This window comes from Faecalicatena faecalis, assembly GCF_012524165.2.
Classification (GTDB): domain Bacteria; phylum Bacillota; class Clostridia; order Lachnospirales; family Lachnospiraceae; genus Faecalicatena_A; species Faecalicatena_A faecalis.
Window position 1 is genome coordinate 39,530 of record NZ_JABACJ020000011.1, and the last position, 20,392, is coordinate 59,921.

The 20,392-nt window shown below is 43.7% G+C and carries 13 protein-coding genes; all 13 read left to right on the top strand.

The annotated features are described in order from the left end of the window. The first annotated feature begins 1 nt into the window (after position 1). The 13 genes from HGO97_RS12365 (at position 2) to HGO97_RS12420 (ending at position 20,391) form a co-directional block, all read left to right on the top strand. On the top strand, positions 2–439 hold the full coding sequence (locus HGO97_RS12365) for a hypothetical protein (protein ID WP_216242073.1): 438 nt from the start codon (positions 2–4) through the stop codon (positions 437–439). Next, positions 436–9,123 (top strand): Ig-like domain-containing protein, encoded by an 8,688-nt coding sequence (locus HGO97_RS12370; protein WP_216242074.1) that lies wholly within the window; start codon positions 436–438, stop codon positions 9,121–9,123. Before HGO97_RS12365 ends, HGO97_RS12370 begins: the two co-directional genes overlap by 4 nt. Before the next feature lie 142 nt (positions 9,124–9,265). Then, positions 9,266–11,161: a serine/threonine-protein kinase gene (locus HGO97_RS12375; RefSeq protein ID WP_216242076.1), complete on the top strand. Its 1,896-nt coding sequence runs from the start codon at positions 9,266–9,268 to the stop codon at positions 11,159–11,161. Between the two features lie 4 nt (positions 11,162–11,165). Next, the gene (locus tag HGO97_RS24015; protein WP_281419952.1) at positions 11,166–11,300 is read left to right on the top strand and encodes a hypothetical protein; all 135 of its coding nucleotides are present in this window, start codon (positions 11,166–11,168) and stop codon (positions 11,298–11,300) included. A 15-nt stretch (positions 11,301–11,315) separates the two neighbouring features. Further along, positions 11,316–12,401 (top strand): tetratricopeptide repeat protein, encoded by a 1,086-nt coding sequence (locus HGO97_RS12380; RefSeq protein WP_216242078.1) that lies wholly within the window; start codon positions 11,316–11,318, stop codon positions 12,399–12,401. A 161-nt stretch (positions 12,402–12,562) separates the two neighbouring features. Continuing rightward, complete coding sequence (locus tag HGO97_RS12385; RefSeq protein ID WP_216242081.1) at positions 12,563–12,931, top strand: hypothetical protein; 369 nt, start codon at positions 12,563–12,565, stop codon at positions 12,929–12,931. A gap of 23 nt (positions 12,932–12,954) precedes the next feature. Continuing rightward, a complete protein-coding gene (locus tag HGO97_RS12390) occupies positions 12,955–13,458 on the top strand; it encodes an FHA domain-containing protein (RefSeq protein WP_216242083.1) in 504 nt (167 codons plus the stop codon). A 19-nt stretch (positions 13,459–13,477) separates the two neighbouring features. Beyond that, positions 13,478–18,187 carry a type VII secretion protein EssC gene (gene essC / locus HGO97_RS12395; RefSeq protein ID WP_216242085.1) on the top strand — a complete coding sequence of 1,570 codons (4,710 nt, stop codon included), beginning with the start codon at positions 13,478–13,480 and terminating at the stop codon, positions 18,185–18,187. Between the two features lies 1 nt (position 18,188). Beyond that, complete coding sequence (locus HGO97_RS12400) at positions 18,189–18,914, top strand: LytR/AlgR family response regulator transcription factor (RefSeq protein ID WP_216242087.1); 726 nt, start codon at positions 18,189–18,191, stop codon at positions 18,912–18,914. A gap of 4 nt (positions 18,915–18,918) precedes the next feature. Beyond that, positions 18,919–19,371 (top strand): hypothetical protein, encoded by a 453-nt coding sequence (locus HGO97_RS12405; RefSeq protein WP_216242089.1) that lies wholly within the window; start codon positions 18,919–18,921, stop codon positions 19,369–19,371. Continuing rightward, the gene (locus HGO97_RS12410) at positions 19,352–19,573 is read left to right on the top strand and encodes a hypothetical protein (protein WP_216242091.1); all 222 of its coding nucleotides are present in this window, start codon (positions 19,352–19,354) and stop codon (positions 19,571–19,573) included. The genes HGO97_RS12405 and HGO97_RS12410 overlap by 20 nt, the downstream gene beginning before the upstream one ends. A gap of 134 nt (positions 19,574–19,707) precedes the next feature. After that, positions 19,708–20,010 (top strand): WXG100 family type VII secretion target, encoded by a 303-nt coding sequence (locus tag HGO97_RS12415; RefSeq protein ID WP_216242093.1) that lies wholly within the window; start codon positions 19,708–19,710, stop codon positions 20,008–20,010. Between the two features lie 66 nt (positions 20,011–20,076). Next, positions 20,077–20,391: a WXG100 family type VII secretion target gene (locus tag HGO97_RS12420; RefSeq protein ID WP_216242094.1), complete on the top strand. Its 315-nt coding sequence runs from the start codon at positions 20,077–20,079 to the stop codon at positions 20,389–20,391. Position 20,392 lies beyond the last annotated feature (1 nt).

The following is a 20,392-nucleotide window of genomic DNA, read 5'->3' on the forward strand; positions in this document are numbered from 1 at the left end:
AATGAGAGACAAAAAGAAGGCGTTTACAATTGTATATATACAATTTCTGATTTCGGCAGTTTCCGTATGGATGGTGCTGGGAGCCTTTGATGCGGAGGGGAAGTTGAATCCACTCGGATATACTGCCGGAGTTCTGTTCTGGCTGGGGATTCTGGGAGGCGTGGTCAGTTATATCCTCTTTTTCCGCAAGGCATATAAGGGACCCAATGTGCTGAAATTTTTCAGCAATAAACCAGCAATGGCAGCAGATGTGGTATTGATTATTTCACTTGCCGCAACAATATTTTTGGCGAACAGAAGAAATGTGAACCAGATTGCTGTAATGATGTTCATATTTTTGCTGGTATTAAGTCTGTATTCACATTTTCTTTTAAATGGGAAGATATTTACAGCAATACTGATAGAAAATAAAAAAGGAAAGGGAGACAGCAGGGAATGAGGAAAAAAAGAAATCTAAAAGAAAGGGTATGTGCTTTTGTGCTGGCACTGTTGCTGCCGCTTACCAGCGTGCTGCCGGATGTGACGATGGTGGCGAGTGCGGCGGATCCAGTGAATCCAAGTAGTACAACAGTACAGAATGTCAGTTTTTATATTTATGAGGAATTCGGATCCACGCAGGAAGTTGGACTGAGCGGAGCTAAAATTACAATTTCTGATGGAACTCAGATTGTCGGTGAAGGAATTACAGAAAAAGAGGGAACCTTTACTCTGTCAGATTTCACTGTAGATAGTGCAAAAACATATACTTATTCAGTAGAAAAAGACGGATTTAATTCAGAGACGGATATTACATTGAAACTGGATGATACAAATAAGCAGAAACTGACAATGAGCCCAATTGATTTAAGTGAGACAGCGATAGGACCATTAAATCCAGCAGATCCTAATAATAATACAGCGGCTATTGGTATCAAGAATAGGATTGAAAACAGCAGTGATGGAGAGCCGGGCTATGTGTGGGAATCGAAGGATGAATCCATTGCTACAGTAGATCAAGAGGGAAATATTCGTGCAGAGGGTTTAGGAAAGACAAATATAACTGTAACAAGACATAATGAGACGGCTTCAGTAGAAGTAATTGTAAAGGAAACAATTTCCGGAATGACAATAACTGCAAATCCGGGAAGTAATACGACAGATAATATTGATGTTTCGTCAGTAGAAATATCTGTGGGAGGTATGCCACAAGATGCAAGTGGAGTTGTTAAGATTTATAAAAATGATGAAAACACAACTTCTATAGGTACGATTGCAGCTCCATATAATTCTAAAGTTACATATAGCAGTCCAGCGGGAACAACTAAGTTTATTGCAGTATTTGAGGAAAATACTAATGACTTTTATTTGAAGTCATCGGTTTCTACGAATGAGATTTCCTATAAAAAATCTTCTCAGATTGTCTTAGATCAGGCATCAGATACAGTTACATATGGAGATACGCCAAAACAAATTGAAGCTACACAAGCTTCACTCCAGGGAAGAACTTTATCTTATGTAAGCAGTAATGAGAACGTTGCTACTGTTGATGAAAATGGAAGCGTAAGCTCTAAGTCAGCAGGAACGGCAACAATTACAGTGACAGCAGCAGCGAATGATGAGTATACGGAATCAACGGCCAAATATGATATTACTGTGAATCAAAAGACATTGAGCAACATTTCTTTACAGAATATCTCATGGCAGCCTGTTGAAAAGGTATATGATGGCACGAAGAAAATTACAATCAAGGGTAAATTGTCCCATACAGAAAATACAGATATTGTAGGGGACGATGTAATTGAAGTTGAGGCAACTGCAGAAGTAGATAGTGCAGACGCAAAGTCATACACGATCTGTAATATTACTAAAATAACGAAGTCATCAGATACGAGATATATATTTAATATTGATGAGACTAAAAAAGAGGTTTCTAGTCAGATTAAAATAACGAAAAGACCAGTATATGTCAGCATTGAGAAAAAGACTGGTGATTATGAAACAACAATTCCTTATGGAAAGACCAAAGAAGAAATTTTGACCAAAGTGAAAGCTGATAATAAAGTCGTATTAGCAGGCACGAATGGGAAAATTGTAGATGGAGCTGAACAAGGGCTGGTTGGGACAGACAAACTTAATAATCTTGAGAAAGATACGGAGATTATTTTAAAAGACCAAAATTATTATGTAGGTATTTATGAAGATGCCATTCAGCCTCAGATTAAAAATACAGATGCAGGAAACTATGAAATCTGCATGGTAGATGATAATAAATATTATGGAAGGCTTGAAATTACAAAAGAAGAAAAGACAGATGATGAAATTAGAAATGCTGTCTCTGTAAATAGTGATGCAGAAGGTGTTTATAAAGAAATTAAGAATGCTAATACTCCTGATGATTATAATATTTGGGTCAGGGGAAATGCAGAAGGTCTTTTAAGATTTGCTATAAAGGATGATACCTATTATAACTGTGTTGCAGTATCACAGGATGGTGGGAAGAGTTGGGTTGAATTTCCGAATGGGAAGGGAATCCAGTTTGCTGATGATAAAGATGCTGAAAAAGAGCTGGATATTTATTTAAAGGATTCCAGAGACAACAAAGACGGTAATACAAGGACCATTAATAAGGACGGCAAGGACAACAAATATCTTGTAAAAGTAGATGCAGAGAGTCCAAAGGCAGAGTTTATTGGTGTAAATGCAGGTTTATTTGGCAATACCCAGGTTCCTTTCACAGAGTTTACCAACAAGTCACATCCTGTTACGGTGAACGTTTCGGATGAGGGAAGTGGAGTCGCATCCTTTGAGACATGTGTTATCCAGGTAACAAAGGACAGTAATATTGTTTCTGGTATCGTAAGTGCAAAGAATGATCCAAGCATTTGGAATGATCATGGCAATGCAATTCAGGCGACAGAAAATATAGATTCTAAAGGAAATCATATTGTATTAGCCCGTATTCGGGATCATGTGGGTAATGAAGCAATTTATACATCTAACGGATTAGTATTTGAGACAAATGCACCAAAGGTTAATGTGATTGTAAATAATGGGCAGCCGATTGGAGAAGTTCCATGTGATTCAACAGTGCCATATAAGATTGAGATTCAGGATTTAGAGTCTGTCACAGATACTACTTCAGGAATTGAAGAAATTCGTGTAGAGGTCACAGACAATGGGAACACAGTAAGAAACAGTACTGGTTTAGATGCAGATAAGAAGGTGGTAGATTCCTATACTATAACATCCGATGATATTGATAAAATCATAGGTGCAGAGAACGATGATAAAACTACATTGTCTTATTTGGTAAAACGGGCTAACTTTGCAGTAGATGGAATTCTGACTGTGAAGAAATATCACACCAATCATGTAACGATTTCTGTAACTGCAGTTGATAAGGCGGGAAATGATTACACATATACGGAGGAGAATCTCTGTCTGGATCACATTCTGCCGGAAGTTTCAGTGGGATATTCAGAAAATAAAGCAAAGTCAAAGCATTATTTTGAATCAAGAGAAATGACAATCAAGTATAAGGAGAGAAATTTCGACGAAAGCTTATTATCATTTGATGTACAGGTGAATGGAACAGATCAGGCTGGTACAGCAGAAAAAAGCAGACTGACACTGGCTGAGGTGAATGCGCTTGGTGCCATTCAGGTTACAAAGATAAGTAATTCAAATGGGGCCGTAACAAACCCGGATGATTATACAGATGACAGAGAAATTACATACAAGGTTCAATTTACAGAAGATGGAGCTTATAAAGTAATTCCTCATATTCAGGATACTGCCGGAAATATAAATAAAGAAGTTAAGTACGAAGTGCCCGAAACGGAAGACTATGATGGAAATGAATTATTTATTATAGATTCCAAGATTCCAGAAGTACAAGTAAGTTATGATTCTTATAAGGACAGCCTCTATTACAATTCCAGGGTTATGAAGATTGATTATAAGGAAAGGAACTTTGACGAAAGCCTTCTGACTTTTGAACTGGAAGTGAATGGAAAGAAGATAGAGGGGAGCGCAGAAAAGAGTCGTCTTACACTGGAAGAACTGAGAAAGATGAAAGAATTTAAAGTTGGTGCGCTGGTCGATTCAGAAGCAAATATAGAAGAAACAGCACATACGGAGAATCGTCTTTTATCTTATGAAATTCAGTTCCAGACAGATGGATGTTACAAACTGATTCCACATATTAAAGATAAGGCCGGAAAAGAGGACAGTGGTGTTACATACAGTCAGGCATCTGCTTCTAATGAAACGTTTTATGTGGATGACAAGGCGCCAACTATCAAAGCAATCTATAATGATAAAGAAATCGGAGTTAAGAATGGTCATTACTTCAAGGCTCCGCGTACAATGACTGTAGTCATTACGGAAAGAAATTTCTCACTTGAGAATACAAGCTTTAATGTAAAAGTGGATGGGAAAGAGCAAGTATGCACCTATGCAGAATTAAAAGACATAACCGGAATCAATGCTGTTACTGTTGTGGAAGACAGCGAAGCAGACGTGGATTCAAGGATGCATACTGATGATAGGGAGATTAAATTTACGCTCACATTTGGTACGGATGAAAAGGGGAGAACAGAAGACCACGATTACCTAATAACAGTCTCAACAACTGATTTAACAGGAAATAGCGCAGTAGATGTAAAAGATGAGAATCAGTTAGTTAAGACAGGGGAGTTGTTTACGGTTGATACAGTAGCCCCAGTAATGAGTGTAGAATATTATTCTTACAATGACCAAAAAGAAAGAATTAATATTACGCAGGATATTAATACAGCAAAGAGATATAAAAAGTATAATATTGAAGCTGAAGTAACAATTGCAGAAAGAAATTTTGCAGATGGCGAGAAATTTGAAAATATGAATGTATCGGAAACTGCTGTTGATTTAAAGAGTGAGTCAGTAAGTGTGAGTGAGGACCGCAATAGCTTAGCAAAGGCAGTAAATAAATGGAATCCTGGTCTGAACGGGGGAGAACACACACAGACCTTTATTTTCCCGGATGAGGCTAATTACATATTTAACATGGCTTATACTGATTTGGCAGGAAATTCTGCGGTATTAGTTGATGAAAGTAATCAAGAAAAAGGAGATTCATTTACAGTTGACAAGACGGCTCCTGAGGGAACGGTTACTATTTCAGAGGATGAAGGAGTATTTCGTAAGATTTTAGATACGATTACCTTCGGTATTTTCAGAAATCATTCTGTTACAGTTACAATGAATAGTAAAGATGTGATATCACCATATGTTCAGAGATACTATATAGACAATCCAGATCCGTCACAAAGAAATCTGAATATGGAAAATGGTGAATTTGATGCATTAACGGAAGATGAATTAAATCATATCGATCATTGGACCAGATTAGATAATGATTTAGGTGAAGCTCCAAATTATACGGTTGATGAGAAGCAGCAGACATATCAGCTTAACGAGAATTCTAAGGCTGTTCCGTATGTTTTCTTGGAGGACCAGGCAGGGAATAGAACCTATATCAATTCAAAAGGAATTATTGATGATAGAGAGTCACCTTCCTCACCGGAAATCATAATTACGACAGAGGACCCTGTGGCAGAGAATCAGGATACAGGCCTGGAGATATTTAAAGGGGATGTCAATTTCAATATTAAAGTTACAGATCCAATCCCGGAAGGCAGCGATACATATTCTGGTCTGGCGAAAGTATCCTATAAGATTATTAAGGATGGGAATGCTGATAAACCGACACAGTCAGGAAACTTTAATGAAGAGTTGAAACCTGCAGCAAAACGGGTCCAGACATTGGAAAAGACCGATTTGTTAATCCAAAGTGACAAGAATAACAGTAATGATATTGTAATTGAAGTGACTGCAGAGGATAACGCAGGAAATATTACAGTAGCAACAAGAGAGCTTGCAATTGATATAACAAAGCCGCAAATAAAAGTTTCCTATGATAATAACGATGTACATAATGAATCATACTTTACAGATGAACGTTTAATGACGATTACTTATCAGGAAAGAAACTTTTATGAAAAAGGACTGACATTCGACTTAACTTTAGATGGTAAGGCTATGAATGGGATATCTCTGGAAGAATTAAAAGCAGTGGATGGTATTTCTGTAAAGGGAGGCCCAATTGATAGTCAAAACGATGTGGCATTTAAGAAATTAAGTGATAAACGGACTGTTGAATATCAGATTCTGTTTGGTGAAGGTGATAAACGGGATGCAGACTATGTAATTGTTCCTCACATTGCTGATGCAGCGACATACAGCGATGAAGGTGCTGTTTATGAAAAGGGGACAAAGGCAAAAGAAAAATTTACAGTAGATAAAGTGGCTCCAGAAATTAAAGTAGTTTATAAAGCTGGAAAAACAGAGGTATCACCGGGGAAGGTAAATGCAGACCGTATTTACGAGAGTAGTGTTATTACAGCAGAAGTTACTGTCACAGAGCGCAACTTTAGCTTGGCATCTAAATTTTCAGAAGAACCCAAGCAGATGGACCTTACATTCAAGGCAACTAATTTTAAAAAGGTCGGTGTTGATACAGAAAACTTCACAGCAAGTGCAGACACAAGAGGTAAGTGGACATCAGACGGTTACGTCAGAACACAGGTATTTTCATTTACAGTAGATGCAAATTATGAGCTGGCATTGACTTATAAAGATCTTGCCGGAAATGAAGCGGTCTATGGAACACATTATTTCACGGTAGATACATTGGAACCAACAGGAAGAATAGTAGTAGACGACAAAAATATCTGGGAAAAGTTTGCACATTGGTTGACATTTGGAATCTTCACCCAGAATACGAAGACGATCACAATGACCAGTGAAGATTTAACATCAGGTGTGAAGTCTATGCAGTATTATAAGGACATTCCAGATGTGGAGACCAGGGGTATATTCGCGGCTCTGACATGGGATGAGTTGGATCAGATCAAGGATTGGACAGATGGAAGCGAAACACAGGTGACGGCAAATGAACAGGCTATTATTTACATGAAAATGGTAGACATGGCCGGAAATGTGAATTACATTAACTCGGAGACTGGTATCATCGCAGATAACCAAAAGCCTTCAGCACCAGAGATTACAATCACAATGGCTGATCCACCACAGGGAATCTATGGAGGAGATGTACCATTCTCAATCGATGTTACAGATCCGGCCGTAGGCGGAACTTACTCCGGTCTGAAAGAGGTTTCATATGAAGTTACTTCTAATGGTCAGCGTACACAAGCGGGAACTCATGAATGGGATAAACCTGCTGAAAGGCAGCAACGCTACCATGACGATTTAAAGGTAGAAGCAGAAAAAAATAACACGAACCACGTGACCATTAAGGTTGTAGCAATTGATTACGCCGGTAACCAGTCAGAAGCGACGAAGGATATCAAAATAGATACGACTCCTCCAGAAGTTCAGATTGAATATAATTTGAATAATCCATCCAATGGCAAGTACTACAATGCCACAAGGACAGCAACGGTTTCTGTCAGGGAACGTAACTTTGATCCTGATGCGGTAGATTTTACAATTACGAATACAGACGGAACGATGCCTTCTATCAGTGGATGGAGTATCAGTCCATTAGCAGGGGAAACCGACGATGCTGTCAATACATGTACGGTTACATTTGCTGCAGACGGGGATTACACGATTACGATGAATTGTACGGACCGGGCCGGAAACCGCTCCCATTATTCACAGGTAGATGAGTTTACAATTGACCAGACCGCACCGACTATCAATGTCACATTTGATAACAACAATGCTGCAAATGGTACATACTATGACAAGCCGCGTACAGCTACGGTTACGGTAAATGAGCATAACTTCAATGGTTCCGAAGTACAGGCGGCAATATCCGCAAGCCTCCAGTCACAGGGCATTTCAGCACCGGGAGTCAATGGATGGTCTACAAGCGGGGACAGCCACTCTGCAACGATTTACTTTGGAACAGATGGAGATTACTCCTTTACCATCAATTACACAGACCTGGCGGGCAACCCGGCAACAGCTTATACACAGGATAAGTTCACTGTGGACCAGACAAAGCCGGAGATCGATATTTTTGATATCACGGACAAATCAGCGAATAACGGTACCGTAGCACCAGGGGTAAAATACAGTGATGTGAATTATGATGCGTCTGCAGTGAAGATCAGCATTAAGGGGCCGAAGCATTCCGAGAAGACCATCAGCGGAAGCAGGTCATCTATTCCGAACGGCGAAAGCATTAAGATGGCTGACTTTGAACACAAGGAGTCAGTGGACGATGTCTACACATTGACTGCACAGGTAAGTGATCTGGCCGGAAATATGGATGAGAAGTCCGTAACCTTCTCTGTGAACAGATTTGGTTCCAACTTTATATTTGGAACCTCCACAGAAGCATTCCTGGATCAGTACTATTCCAATAAGGAACAGGATCTGGTGGTAACAGAAGTCAATGTAGATACTCTGGTACACAATGGAATCTCATATGGACTTGACGGAGAATTGGTAAACTTGACAAAAGGAACAGATTATACGGTGAAGGAAAGCGGAAATGAGGCTTCCTGGAAGAGCTATGAGTATACGATCAAGGCTGCTAACTTTGAGAAGGAAGGTCTCTATAACGTGACGATCGATTCCAAAGACCGTGCAAAAAATGAAGTGAACAATAAGGTCAAAGAGGCGAATATCGAATTCGTTATTGATAAGACAAAACCAACAGTTGTCATCACCGGAGTAGAGGATGATGGTCAATATAGAACAAACAACAGGGATATCACGATTGCAGTTGCAGATAATGTAGCAATGGATAATCTGAACGTCCAGGTAGACGGTAAGGACACTCAGTCGAAGACCTACAGTGCGAAGGAAATCCAGAAGCAGAAGGGCGAAATCCCATTTTCACTGGAAAGCTCCAGCAACTGGCAGGAGATTAAGGCGGTCGCAACAGATGCAGCAGGAAATCAGGCTGATACATCTGAGATCCGCGTGCTGATCACAGCGAACCTGTTGGTACAGTTCTATCGCAACACACCTTTAGTAGTCGGCTCATCAGTTGGATTGGCAGCGGTAGCTGCGGCACTTGCAGTTTTTCTTACTAAGAAAAAGAAATCCAGCCAAAAGCAGGCTTAGAAGGAAAGCGTAACAATTATATTTCGGGAAATGACTCCCACCGCTAAGGTGGTAAGAAAGTGATCGGGCTGCCTGAATCTTTAGATTTGGGCGGCCCTTTTCCATAGGAGGAAGTGCAGGATTTTAAGAGAGAGGGATTAGTATGATACAAAAAGGAGATATTCTGGGCGGGATGTATCAGATTATCTGCGAGATCGGTCAGGGAGGAACAGGAATCATTTATCTTGCATATCACCTGCATTTGCAGAAAAAGGTGGTAGTCAAGAAGGTGAAGGACCACTTTGTGGGACAGATCAACGGCCGTGCAGAGGTGGATATTCTGAAACGTCTTCACCATTCGTATCTGCCGCAGGTATATGACTTCCTGGACGTGGGAGGCAGCATTTATACAGTTATGGAGTATATCGAAGGACAGGACCTCCAGCAGTATTTGAACCAGGGCCGTCATTTTCCGGAACAGATTCTTTTAAAGTGGATGTTACAGCTCTGCGAGGTGCTGGAATATCTGCATTCGCAGACTCCGTGCATTCTCCATAGTGATATCAAGCCGTCCAATATCATGATTACAGTGCAGGGAAATGTATGTCTGATCGATTTTAATATTTCTCTGGATGGGGAAGTCTCTAAGGATATCAAGGGGGTCAGTCCCTGGTTCGCCGCACCGGAGCAGTATCAGAAGGCAATGGATATTCAGTATGGGAAAAAGAATACGTCCGTGCTGGATGTTCGTATGGATATTTACAGCCTTGGAGCCGTGTTCTATACCTTGATGAGCGGGCGTCTTCCGTCACCGGATAAAGAGCAGTACCAGGACCTTTTTTCTATGGATATCCCTTATAGTGACGGGATTCGGGCAATTACAGTTAAGGCAATGAAAAAGAAACCTTCCGCCCGATTTCAGTCTGCTGGACAGATGAAAAAGGCACTTCTGGATGTCAGCAGGATGGACCCATTGTATAAAAAATATACATTTGTCCAGTTTGCAGGGGTTTTTGTCTGGTTGCTCTGCGTGGTCATGGGGGTACTTCTTCTGTATTACGGGAATTGGCAGAATGGAATCGAGAATTGGCAGCAGGCTTACCGACAGTTATATGTGTCAGCGGAAAAACAGGATGATACAGAAGTTGTTTCACAGGCAACAAAAATCCTGAATTCCCGTACATACCGTAGTTATTTAAAGCGCCATGAAGAGAAGAAAGCGGAAGTGCTTCATGTGCTGGGGGAAAGTTATTTCAGACAGGAGGAGTTTCGGGAAGCTGCATCCTATTATGAAGAAGCATGGAGACTGGAACCTGAAAATGATGGCTTTTGTAAGGATTATGTGATTGCACTTGTGCGCAGCGGACTTGTGAGCAAGGCACATACGGTGATGGATTCTGCAGACGGGAAAAAAAGTCTGACAGCAGGGGAACGGCTTTTGATACAGGCAGAAATATCTTGGATGGAAGAAGAGGAAGACCGGGCGTTAAAGGAATTAGAGGAATTTTTTGAAGTCGAGACAGATCAAAAGAATCTGTTGAGCGGATATCTGCTGCAGGCCTCTATCTATGAGAAGGGTGAAGAATATGAAAAGGCAGTGAGGGCTCTGGAACACGCAGAAGAGCTGGAAACTTCAAAAGAGGTCCTAAGACAGATGGGACAGTCGGCAGCGAAGGCGGCTTTAGCTGACAGCAGGAATACGAATCAGAGCACATATCTTGCGAAGGCTTACCATTGCTACCAGCGTCTGAATCAAAGCAAAAATCCAAGCTATGAGGACCAGTTGAACCTGGCGTTGACGCAGCGGGCCATGGGAAAGTACGAGGACAGTAACGACACGCTTTACCGCATGGACCGGACATATGGGGAGGATTATGTGATTCCGATGTGGATGTGCTACAACTATTTGGAGCTGGCAAAGGAACAGAAGAGTTATGAGGGAATTCTGGAGGATCTGAAATTCCGTTATCAGGACTGCAAGCACCGTTATCAGGCATCAGGAGAGTCCGATACAGAGATGGAAGAGCTGACTGGAATCATGAAGGAACTGGAGGAGTAAAAGTATGAGCGGTGTACAGTTGATGGCGGCAGGGGCCATTCTGATCCTGCTGTCCACGGCAGGGCTGATAGCAGCGGAATGGGTATTGAAACAGAAAAAGAGAAAGATCAGGGAACAGACTTATCAGATCTATGACTAAAGATGAGGTGGGAATATGAGCGGACAAAATCAGAACCAGAATGGAAGAAAGAACCGGACAAAAATGATACTGGCTGTATTAGCCGGGCTATTGGTCGTCGTAATCGGCGCGGCGGCATTTTTTGTAGTGAGTGGGAAGATGAAGGAGAAGAATTACAGTGAGGCTATGACACGGGCGGAAAAGTATCTGGCATCCCATAATTATGAGGATGCGGTGGTCGAGTATAAGAAGGCAATCTCCAAAAATCCAGGCGAGGAGGATGCATATCTTGCCCTTGCAGATGTGTATGTGGAGCAGGAAGAGCCTTCCAAGGCAAAGGCAGTCCTTCGCAAAGGCTGGGAGGAGACTTCCTCCTTTAAGATCAAAAGGATGCTGGACGACCTGGATGGACAGAACCTTGTGGCTGTCATGGGGGATGAGGAAGAAAAGCAGGAGCAGACTCTGGACCTTAAAAATGCATCCCAGAATATGGGGTGGGATACCTCTTTTATGCAGAAAATCATAAATTACCGGTTTGAGGATTATAAGGATGTATTCGGCTCAGTCAAGAGTGCACAGACGGATGAAGACGGCTATTTGGAGGTCGTACATGCTGGTCTCGATGCGACCTGCTTCTACAGGAATACAGAGACGAATAAAAACATTGTTGATGTGAGCCGTAAGACCCCGACGGAAAAGGGAATGCCGGAGAAAATCACAGTCAATACCCTGGGAATGCTGTTCCGCAATTTTGACGGCGGGGTGAGCATACAAAGGCTTCAGATGTTCTTTGGAGAAAAAGTGCAGCCGAAGAATTTGGATGGCAGGTATTACGTGGAGACTAAGAACGAGGACTACATCATTCGGATCGAGACGGACGCGGATGGAAATGTCACGGCACCAAATGTATGGAATGAAATCATCCTTCTGAATGCGAACCTTGAGAAGGACCGTACCGGACATCTTTCAGGTGTAGTCGTGGATGCAGTCGACGGAGAAGGTGTGGAGGATGCAGTACTTACCTTCCAGCCGGCGAAGAAGAGCAATCCGAAAAAACGACCAAGTCAGGACCAGACGGAACATTTTCCATTGACCTTGAACCGGATGTCTATACCATTCTGATTACAGCAGATGATTATATTGAGGAAGAGTTCGAATTTGTCATCAAAGAGGGCAAAAATTATAATGGCGAGAAGTTCACGATTTCACCTAAGCTTACTAAGGGAACGGCCAGAATTGTCCTGGAATGGAACGCAGAGCCGCAGGATCTGGACTCTTACCTTATGGGAAATACGGATGGTGGAGAGAACGTATTTGTGAATTTCAGGAATAAGCAGTCAAAGGCAGGAAGCGATATGATTGCAGAGCTTGATCTGGATGATACGGACGGATACGGGCCGGAGACCATGACGATCTATGACCTGAACGGGGTGTATGAGTTCCAGGTGGCAGATTTCAGGCGGACCCGCACGATGAAGGAATATGGAGCGACTGTAAAGGTATACCTTCCGAATAAAGAACCAGTGACAATTACCATCGATCCGTCGGCAGATGTGAAGGATATCTGGATTGTCTGTGAGATTGATCATGGAGAGCTGAATATCATCAATAAAGCACCGGAGACAGATGAATTTTCGATATCAAATAAATAAAAAGAAGGATTGAAACGATGTGGATGGGTGTGATTACGGCAGTCGTTCTGGCTGCCGTCATAGCCGCAGCATATGTGGTACGCAGTACCGAAAAAGCGGAAATGCAGAAGTATTACGATGCGGCTTATAAGATGATAAAAGAGAACTGTCTGAATAATGCCATACGTAATCAGAGCGCGCCCAGCTATGGAGGCCACAAGACCATGGTATACCTGAAATGGAAGGATGAGCAGAAGCAGGGCTTTGTCTTCGATCCAGATCAGGGAACCCGAATCGGACGCAGTCCGGGGGAGAATGAGATCTGCATCCGGGACGGCGCGGTATCCGGCCGCCATTGTGTCATCTTCCTCTCACAGGGGAGGCTGGCCGTTAAGGATCTGCATTCGGCGAACGGAACCTGGATCATACGAGGGCTTCGCAGACGGGCTGTGGACACGGCAGAATATCTGCTTACCGGGGACCGATTAGTCGTCGGGACATTGAAGATCAAGGTGACAATATTCACATTTGATATGGCTTACCTATAAGAAAGCATAGGGTGTAATTATGATTTTAATGGTATATAACAAACAGATATGTAAGGAGTTCCTTCTTCCGAATATACATGATGCAGACCATACGATCTATCTGCATCATGATATTTATCGGCTGGCAAAGGATTTGGAAATCCATCTGGAGAATTCTTCACGGGGATGGGAGATCATCAGTACAGATGCGTACTATGTAAAGATAGACCGGGTCCGGGAAGAGCGTCATATTCTGCATCACCAGGATATCATAGAGATTAAGACAGTATCGGGAGACAGGTTCCAGATTCTGACAGCGGATTGTATTCTGACATTTCCGGTCATGGAAAAATACGATATCCGTATGATGAAAGAAGTCTCCATCGGGAAGACGGCAGGGAATCTGATTCAATATCAGTTCATGGAGCTGATATCGGCATCCCATGCGGTACTGGAACATACTACGGATGGCTGGTATTTGTCAGATACCAGCAGCAACGGGGTGTTCTGCCAGAATATCCGGGTCCAGGGAAAGCGCAGGCTGGACTTTGGCGATCACATTGATATCTTCGGACTTCATATTCTATTCTTAGGAAATATTCTCGCAGTGGGTACTTATTATGGAACCATGACTGTAAAGGAGGATATTCTAAGACCTCTTGAGATTGCGCCGGTCACAGTGACAGAGGACCGTCAGAGGAAGGGGAAGGAGGAAATATATTTTCACCGCTCCCCCAGAAATCTGCCCTCCATCTATCAGGAAGCGGTGGAGATCGAAGCGCCGCCGAATCCAAAGCAGAATAAACAGAAGCCTGTATATTTAACGATCGGTCCGGCATTTACTATGGCGATTCCTATGATGCTGGGGTGCGGTTTTGCAATCTTTGGTTCCAGGCTCTCAGGACAGGCGTCCAGTGCGTTCATGTACACAGGGCTGATTACGGCGGTCACATCCGCCCTGATCGGAGTGGTGTGGGCGGTATTGAACCTGAATTACAGCAAGAAAGAGAACATGGAGGAGGAAAATCAGAGATTTAATGCGTACAGTAATTATCTGATACAGATTGCGGATACCCTGCGGCAGAAATACGGGCATAATGCGGCGGCACTCAGGCAGATGTACCCGTCTGCGGCGCAGTGCCTGGGCTACAGTCAGAACAGCAGCGAGCTGTGGAACCGGAATTATACACACAGCGATTTTCTATACCAGCGTTTGGGAATCGGGGAGCAGCCCTTCCAGGTAGAGATTCAGATTCCGAAGGAAAAATTTACACTGATCAATGATTCCCTCCTGGAAAAGCCGGGGATGATCCGCCAGGAATTTGAGACATTGAAACAGGTTCCGGTAGGAATTTCCCTGATGGAAAAGACGTTGATCGGTCTGGTCGGCGGAGAAGGAAAGCGGGGCGCAGTGGAAATGATGCACACCCTGGTCGCTGGTATCACTGCAGGGCACTGTTATACGGACGTGAAGCTGGTCTTTATCTATCGGGAAAGTGACAGGCGGCGCAGGGAAGACTGGGAATGTATGAAGTGGTTTCCACATGTATGGTCTGAGGATAAGCAGAGTCGTTATATGGCGAGCAATGAATTGGAGACAGGGGATGTCTTTTTTGAACTCTCCAACATCATCCGTTCCCGGAGCCAGACGGAGGATTCCTATGGAAATCGGGAAAAGAGGCGGTTTGTAAAGCCTCATTATGTGTTATTTATCTCCGACCCTGCGATTCTGGAAGGGGAAATTCTGGCGAAGTATATATATGAGGCGAAACCGGAATATGGCATCACCACATTTCTGATGGTCGAACATTTAGAGCAGCTTCCAAATGCCTGTGAGGAGGTCATTGAGAATGACCGGTATTTCCAGGGGTTCTATAACCTGCTGGATACGGAGCATGAAAAAAAGCGGTTCGTGCCGGATCAGGTGACCTCATCCCAGCTCGCGGCATTTGGCCAGACGCTTGCCAACATCAGGGTCAATGAGGCGGAAAGTAACAGTGAGATTCCCAACAGCCTGGACTTTTTCAGTATGTATGGGGTCTCCTCCTTAGAGGAATTTCAGGTGTTGGAGAGGTGGCGGAAGAACAGAAATTACAACAGTATGAAGGCACTGGTCGGTAAGAAGGCAGGAAATGCAGACTGTTATCTGGATATTCATGAGAAATTTCACGGGCCTCATGGGCTTGTGGCAGGTACGACCGGGTCTGGTAAGAGTGAGACGCTGCAGACATGGATTTTATCCCTTGCGCTAAATTTCAGTCCCGAGGACGTCAGCTTTTTTATTATTGATTATAAGGGTGGAGGAATGGCAAACTTATTTTCCAACCTTCCACATCTGGCGGGGCAGATCTCGAACTTGTCAGGGAATCAGGTGCGCCGTGCCATGATTTCGATCAAGAGTGAAAATCAAAGAAGGCAGAGATTATTTTCCGAATATGGCGTTAACAACATCAATCTGTACACAAGACTCTATAAAAATCAGGAGGCAGAGCTTCCGATTCCTCACTTATTGATCATCATTGATGAATTTGCGGAGTTAAAGCGTGAGGAGCCGGAATTCATGAAGGAATTGATCAGCGTGGCACAGGTCGGACGAAGTCTGGGAGTACATTTGATTCTGGCGACACAGAAGCCGAGCGGTACGGTGGATGACAATATCTGGAGCAACTCAAAGTTCCGGCTCTGCCTGAGGGTGCAGGACCGCCAGGACAGCAGCGATATGCTGCATAAACCGGATGCGGCGTTCATTACACAGGCGGGCCGGTGCTATCTTCAGGTGGGCAATGATGAGATTTACGAATTGTTCCAGTCAGGCTACAGCGGAGCTCCCTTTGAGGAGGGGGAAGGCAGGAAATCCTCTGCGGCAGAACTGCTGACTCGGACAGGGAAGGCAGAGCTGATCGGCGGACATCACAAGAAAGCAGACAAAAAGCAGGCCCATAACGTCAAGCAGACGACACAATTAGAAGCAGTCATTGCATATCTGGGGAAAATGGCACAGGAGGGCAGCTATGGAAAGACGATGCAGCTTTGGCTTCCTGTTCTAAAGACAAAGATATATCTGTCCGAGCTGGATGGATTCGAAGAGAAGTGTTACAAAAATCATGAGTGGACTTCAATGTCTCCAAAATGGAAGCTGGAAAGTCTGATCGGACTCTATGATGATCCAGAGGGACAGGCACAGAGGCCCTTGTCTATCAGTTTTTCACAGGATGGGCATCATGCAGTCTGTGGTTCTGTGGTAAGCGGAAAGAGCACTTTTTTACAGACATTGGTCTATTCGTTCATCAGCAGGTATTCGCCGGACGTGCTGTGGATGTACCTGTTAGATTTCAGCAGTCACATGCTGGCGCCTTTTGAAGCCGCACCGCACGTGGGAGGCGTGATCTTTGATCAACAGGAGGAGAAGACTGCCAGGTTTATCCACATGCTTATCCAGATGATGGATGAGCGGAAAAAGCTGCTTCAGGGGGGAAACTACAGCCAATATGTACAGGCAGTGGGGATAAAACTCCCGGCAGTGCTGATCGTTGTGGATAACTTTGCTGCTTTCCGGGAAAAGACGAAGAATAAGTATGATGATGTGATCTTAAGGCTTGCAAGAGAGGGCGTGGGATATGGGATGTTCCTGATGGTCACGGCAGCAGGCTTTGGGATGGCAGAGATTCCATCCCGCATCGGAGATAACATTCGAACGGTATTGTCACTGGAGCAGGCGGATAAATTCAAGTATATGGAGGTCATGCGGATGACCCGGCTTCCTATTCTTCCTGAGACGGATGTCAGAGGAAGAGGGCTTGCCGCAGTGGACGGCAGAGTGCTGGAATTCCAGACGGCCTTAAGCATTCCGGCAGAAGATGACTTTGAACGAGGGCAGGCTCTGGAGAAGTACTGCCGTGAGATGAGTACGGACTGGGACGGCCGATGTGCAACGGCAATTCCTGAAATTCCTGAAAATCCTACACTGGGAATGCTGTCTGAACAGCCTTCTTATGTCCAGGCAGTTCAGAATAGAGGGCTCCTGCCATTTGGCTACCGTATGGAGGATGCATCGGTATACTGTATGGATCTAATGCGCAATTACTGTTATCTCATTTCTGGAAAGAGCAGAATGGGAAAGACAAACACTCTGAAAGCGATGCTCTATGGTGCTTTTCAGAAGAAGGGGGATCTCTGCATCATAGAAAATGGAACCTCGGAACTCAAGAAGCTGGCAGAAGAATATCAGGCAGAATATATTACAGATTCCGCCCAATTATTTGCTTATCTATCCAGGCTTCTGCCGGAATTTTCGGCACGGAATAAAAAGAAGCGTGCACTGATAGAAGAAGGAATGGAGGAAGCAGAGGTATTTGCACAGATGAGCAGGGAAACACCTATTTTTATTTTCATTTCCGACCTGGCTGCATTTTTCAAGATGGCATATAAGCCGGGAGAGGGAGTCGGCAGTATGTCCGGTTTTCTGGAAAATATCCTGGAAAAGGGCAGCATGCACTATATTTATTTCATCGGCTGCTTAAAAGCGGAGGATCATGCACTTATGTCTGCTTATAAAGCATATCATTCCTATATTTCTTATAAAAAGGGCATACATCTGGGAGGAAACCTGCAGGCACAGAAGATTTTCAATTTCCAGAATCTGTCCTTTGCACAGCAGTCCAAGGCGACAAAACGGGGAATGGGCTATGTACCTGACGAAGAGGAGGAAAGCGTAGGGATCGAGGTAGTGGTCCCGCTGGCGAAAATGTAACATGATTGTGATGTTGATTTCAGATGAATCGAAGAAGGAAAGACAGTATATCGTAAGCTATGCCAAGGACCTGGCAGGAAGATGGACGGAAGAAAGCTGGAAAATGCTGCAGTGTGCCACTTATGCAGAATTAGAGGAGACGGTGAGCAACAAGATAAAGACGGACCTGATATGCGTAGATATCACAATGGAGGGGGCGCTGGAACTGACCAAAGAGCTGCGCCGGCTCACCCCTTCATCCTATATCATTCTCATTGCGAGCCCGAAGATCTCGCCTGCCATCTATATGCGTCCTACGATCGGCGCAGAGTCCCTGCTTCTAAAGCCGTTGACGTTTCAGCAGATCGAAGAGGTCTTGTCAGAAGCGGTAAGGACCTATCTGGATCGGTTCTATCGTCCCGATGAGAAAAAGGTATTCGTTGTGGAGCATAAAGGCGGCAGGGCCCTGGTAGATTATGAGAATATATACTTCTTTGAGTCCAGGGAAAAGCGTGTCTATCTGAATACAGAGACGGAGGAGTATGGATTTTATGATACGCTGGACCAATTGGAGGTAAGACTGGAAGAAGGATTTATGCGGTGCCATAGAAGCTTTCTGGTCAATAAAAACAAAATCGTAAAAGTATTCCTGTCACAGAACCGTCTGCTTTTGGAAAATGAGTTTGAGATTCCTTTATCGCGGTCATATAAGCCCGCAGTCAAAGCCTATCTGGAGAAAGGGGAGTGAGCATGTGGAGGAAATGATAGAAAAGGGATTTATCCTAAGCTTTGATGAACTGCGGATTCTGTTACATAGCTTAGGAGTCCGCACAGTGGAAGGTGTTTATATGCCAGAAAAGGAATTTACAGATTCAGAGGTGATAAAAGCACTTCATCACTTGGCGAAAAGCGGACTGATCCTTTCGGCGGGGGAGCGGTTCCTGATTCGGGAAGACCTGCGGGAGGTCCTGGAAGCAGTAAGCAGACCGGAGGCATCCTTTATCTGGCGCAATGAAAGTGAGGGAGGGCAGGAATATTACTGTTATGTAGTGCCCGGGCGGGTCGCCGTGAGTGAGCGCTATTGGAAAAAGAGCGATACGATAAAGCTGAGGCTGTTTACAGTGGAGGAATTTGAAGCATGGAAGGAGCAGGCAGAGGATGATAACGGTGGAGATCGAAATCCCTATGATGGGGAAATTGTATGATTTTCGAATCGATGAGGAGGTACCGCTGTGCGAGGTAAAGACTGAAATCACAGAGATGATCTGCCAGAAGGAGCAGTGTGCGGTACAGGGAGATGTGGAGCGTTTTCTGATGTGGAATGCACAGAATCATACACAGTTGATGCAGGATCAGAACGCACAGGAGAACGGACTTAAGACAGGAAGCAGGATTTTACTGGTGTAAACGGCCTTATATGAGTCATTTATCCCAGAAAAAATGCCGTCCGTCCGAAAATATAAATTTCAGGGGAAAACCTGTTATGATGAGTTCATCAAAGAGATACAGCAGTAAGCAAATAAGAAACGGAGGAATAGAAAATGTCAGATTTTACAGTATCAATCAATGACCTGAAAACAAAGGTGGATTCTTTAAGACAGTTAAATGCACAGTTCAAGAGCCAGGTAAATGAATTGGAGGGAACCGAGGCGAACTTGAATGGAATGTGGGAAGGACAGGCAAGAGAAACATTCCATAATGCATTCGCAAGTGATAAGGTGCAGATGGATAATTTCTACAATGCAGTTGAGGTCTATGCACAAAGGCTGGAAGGAATTGCTGCCAGATATGCCCAGGCAGAGGCCACTAATGTGGAGATTGCCAGTGAGAGGACAAATAAATAGGATTTTAGTCCTAAAAAGTTACCTTAAGAAACGAAATCATAACCGGATAGAAAAGGAGAATTTATTATGGAAGGAATCATTAAAGTATCACCTCAATTATTAACCAATACAGCATCTGAATTCAGCAGCCAGGGGGCCGCAGTCAACAGCCTGACAGGAGAGATGATGAACCTGATCACAGGAATGTCCGCCACATGGGAAGGAGAGGCAGCAACCGCTTATATTAATAAGTTCAAAGGGCTGGAGGATGACATTCAGAGAATGGTCCGCATGATTCAGGAGCACAGCAGTGATCTGGAAGAAATGGCACAGGTTTATGCACAGTCCGATACAGCGAACACTGAGGATGCCAACAGCCTTTCTTCAGACGTAATCATCTAAG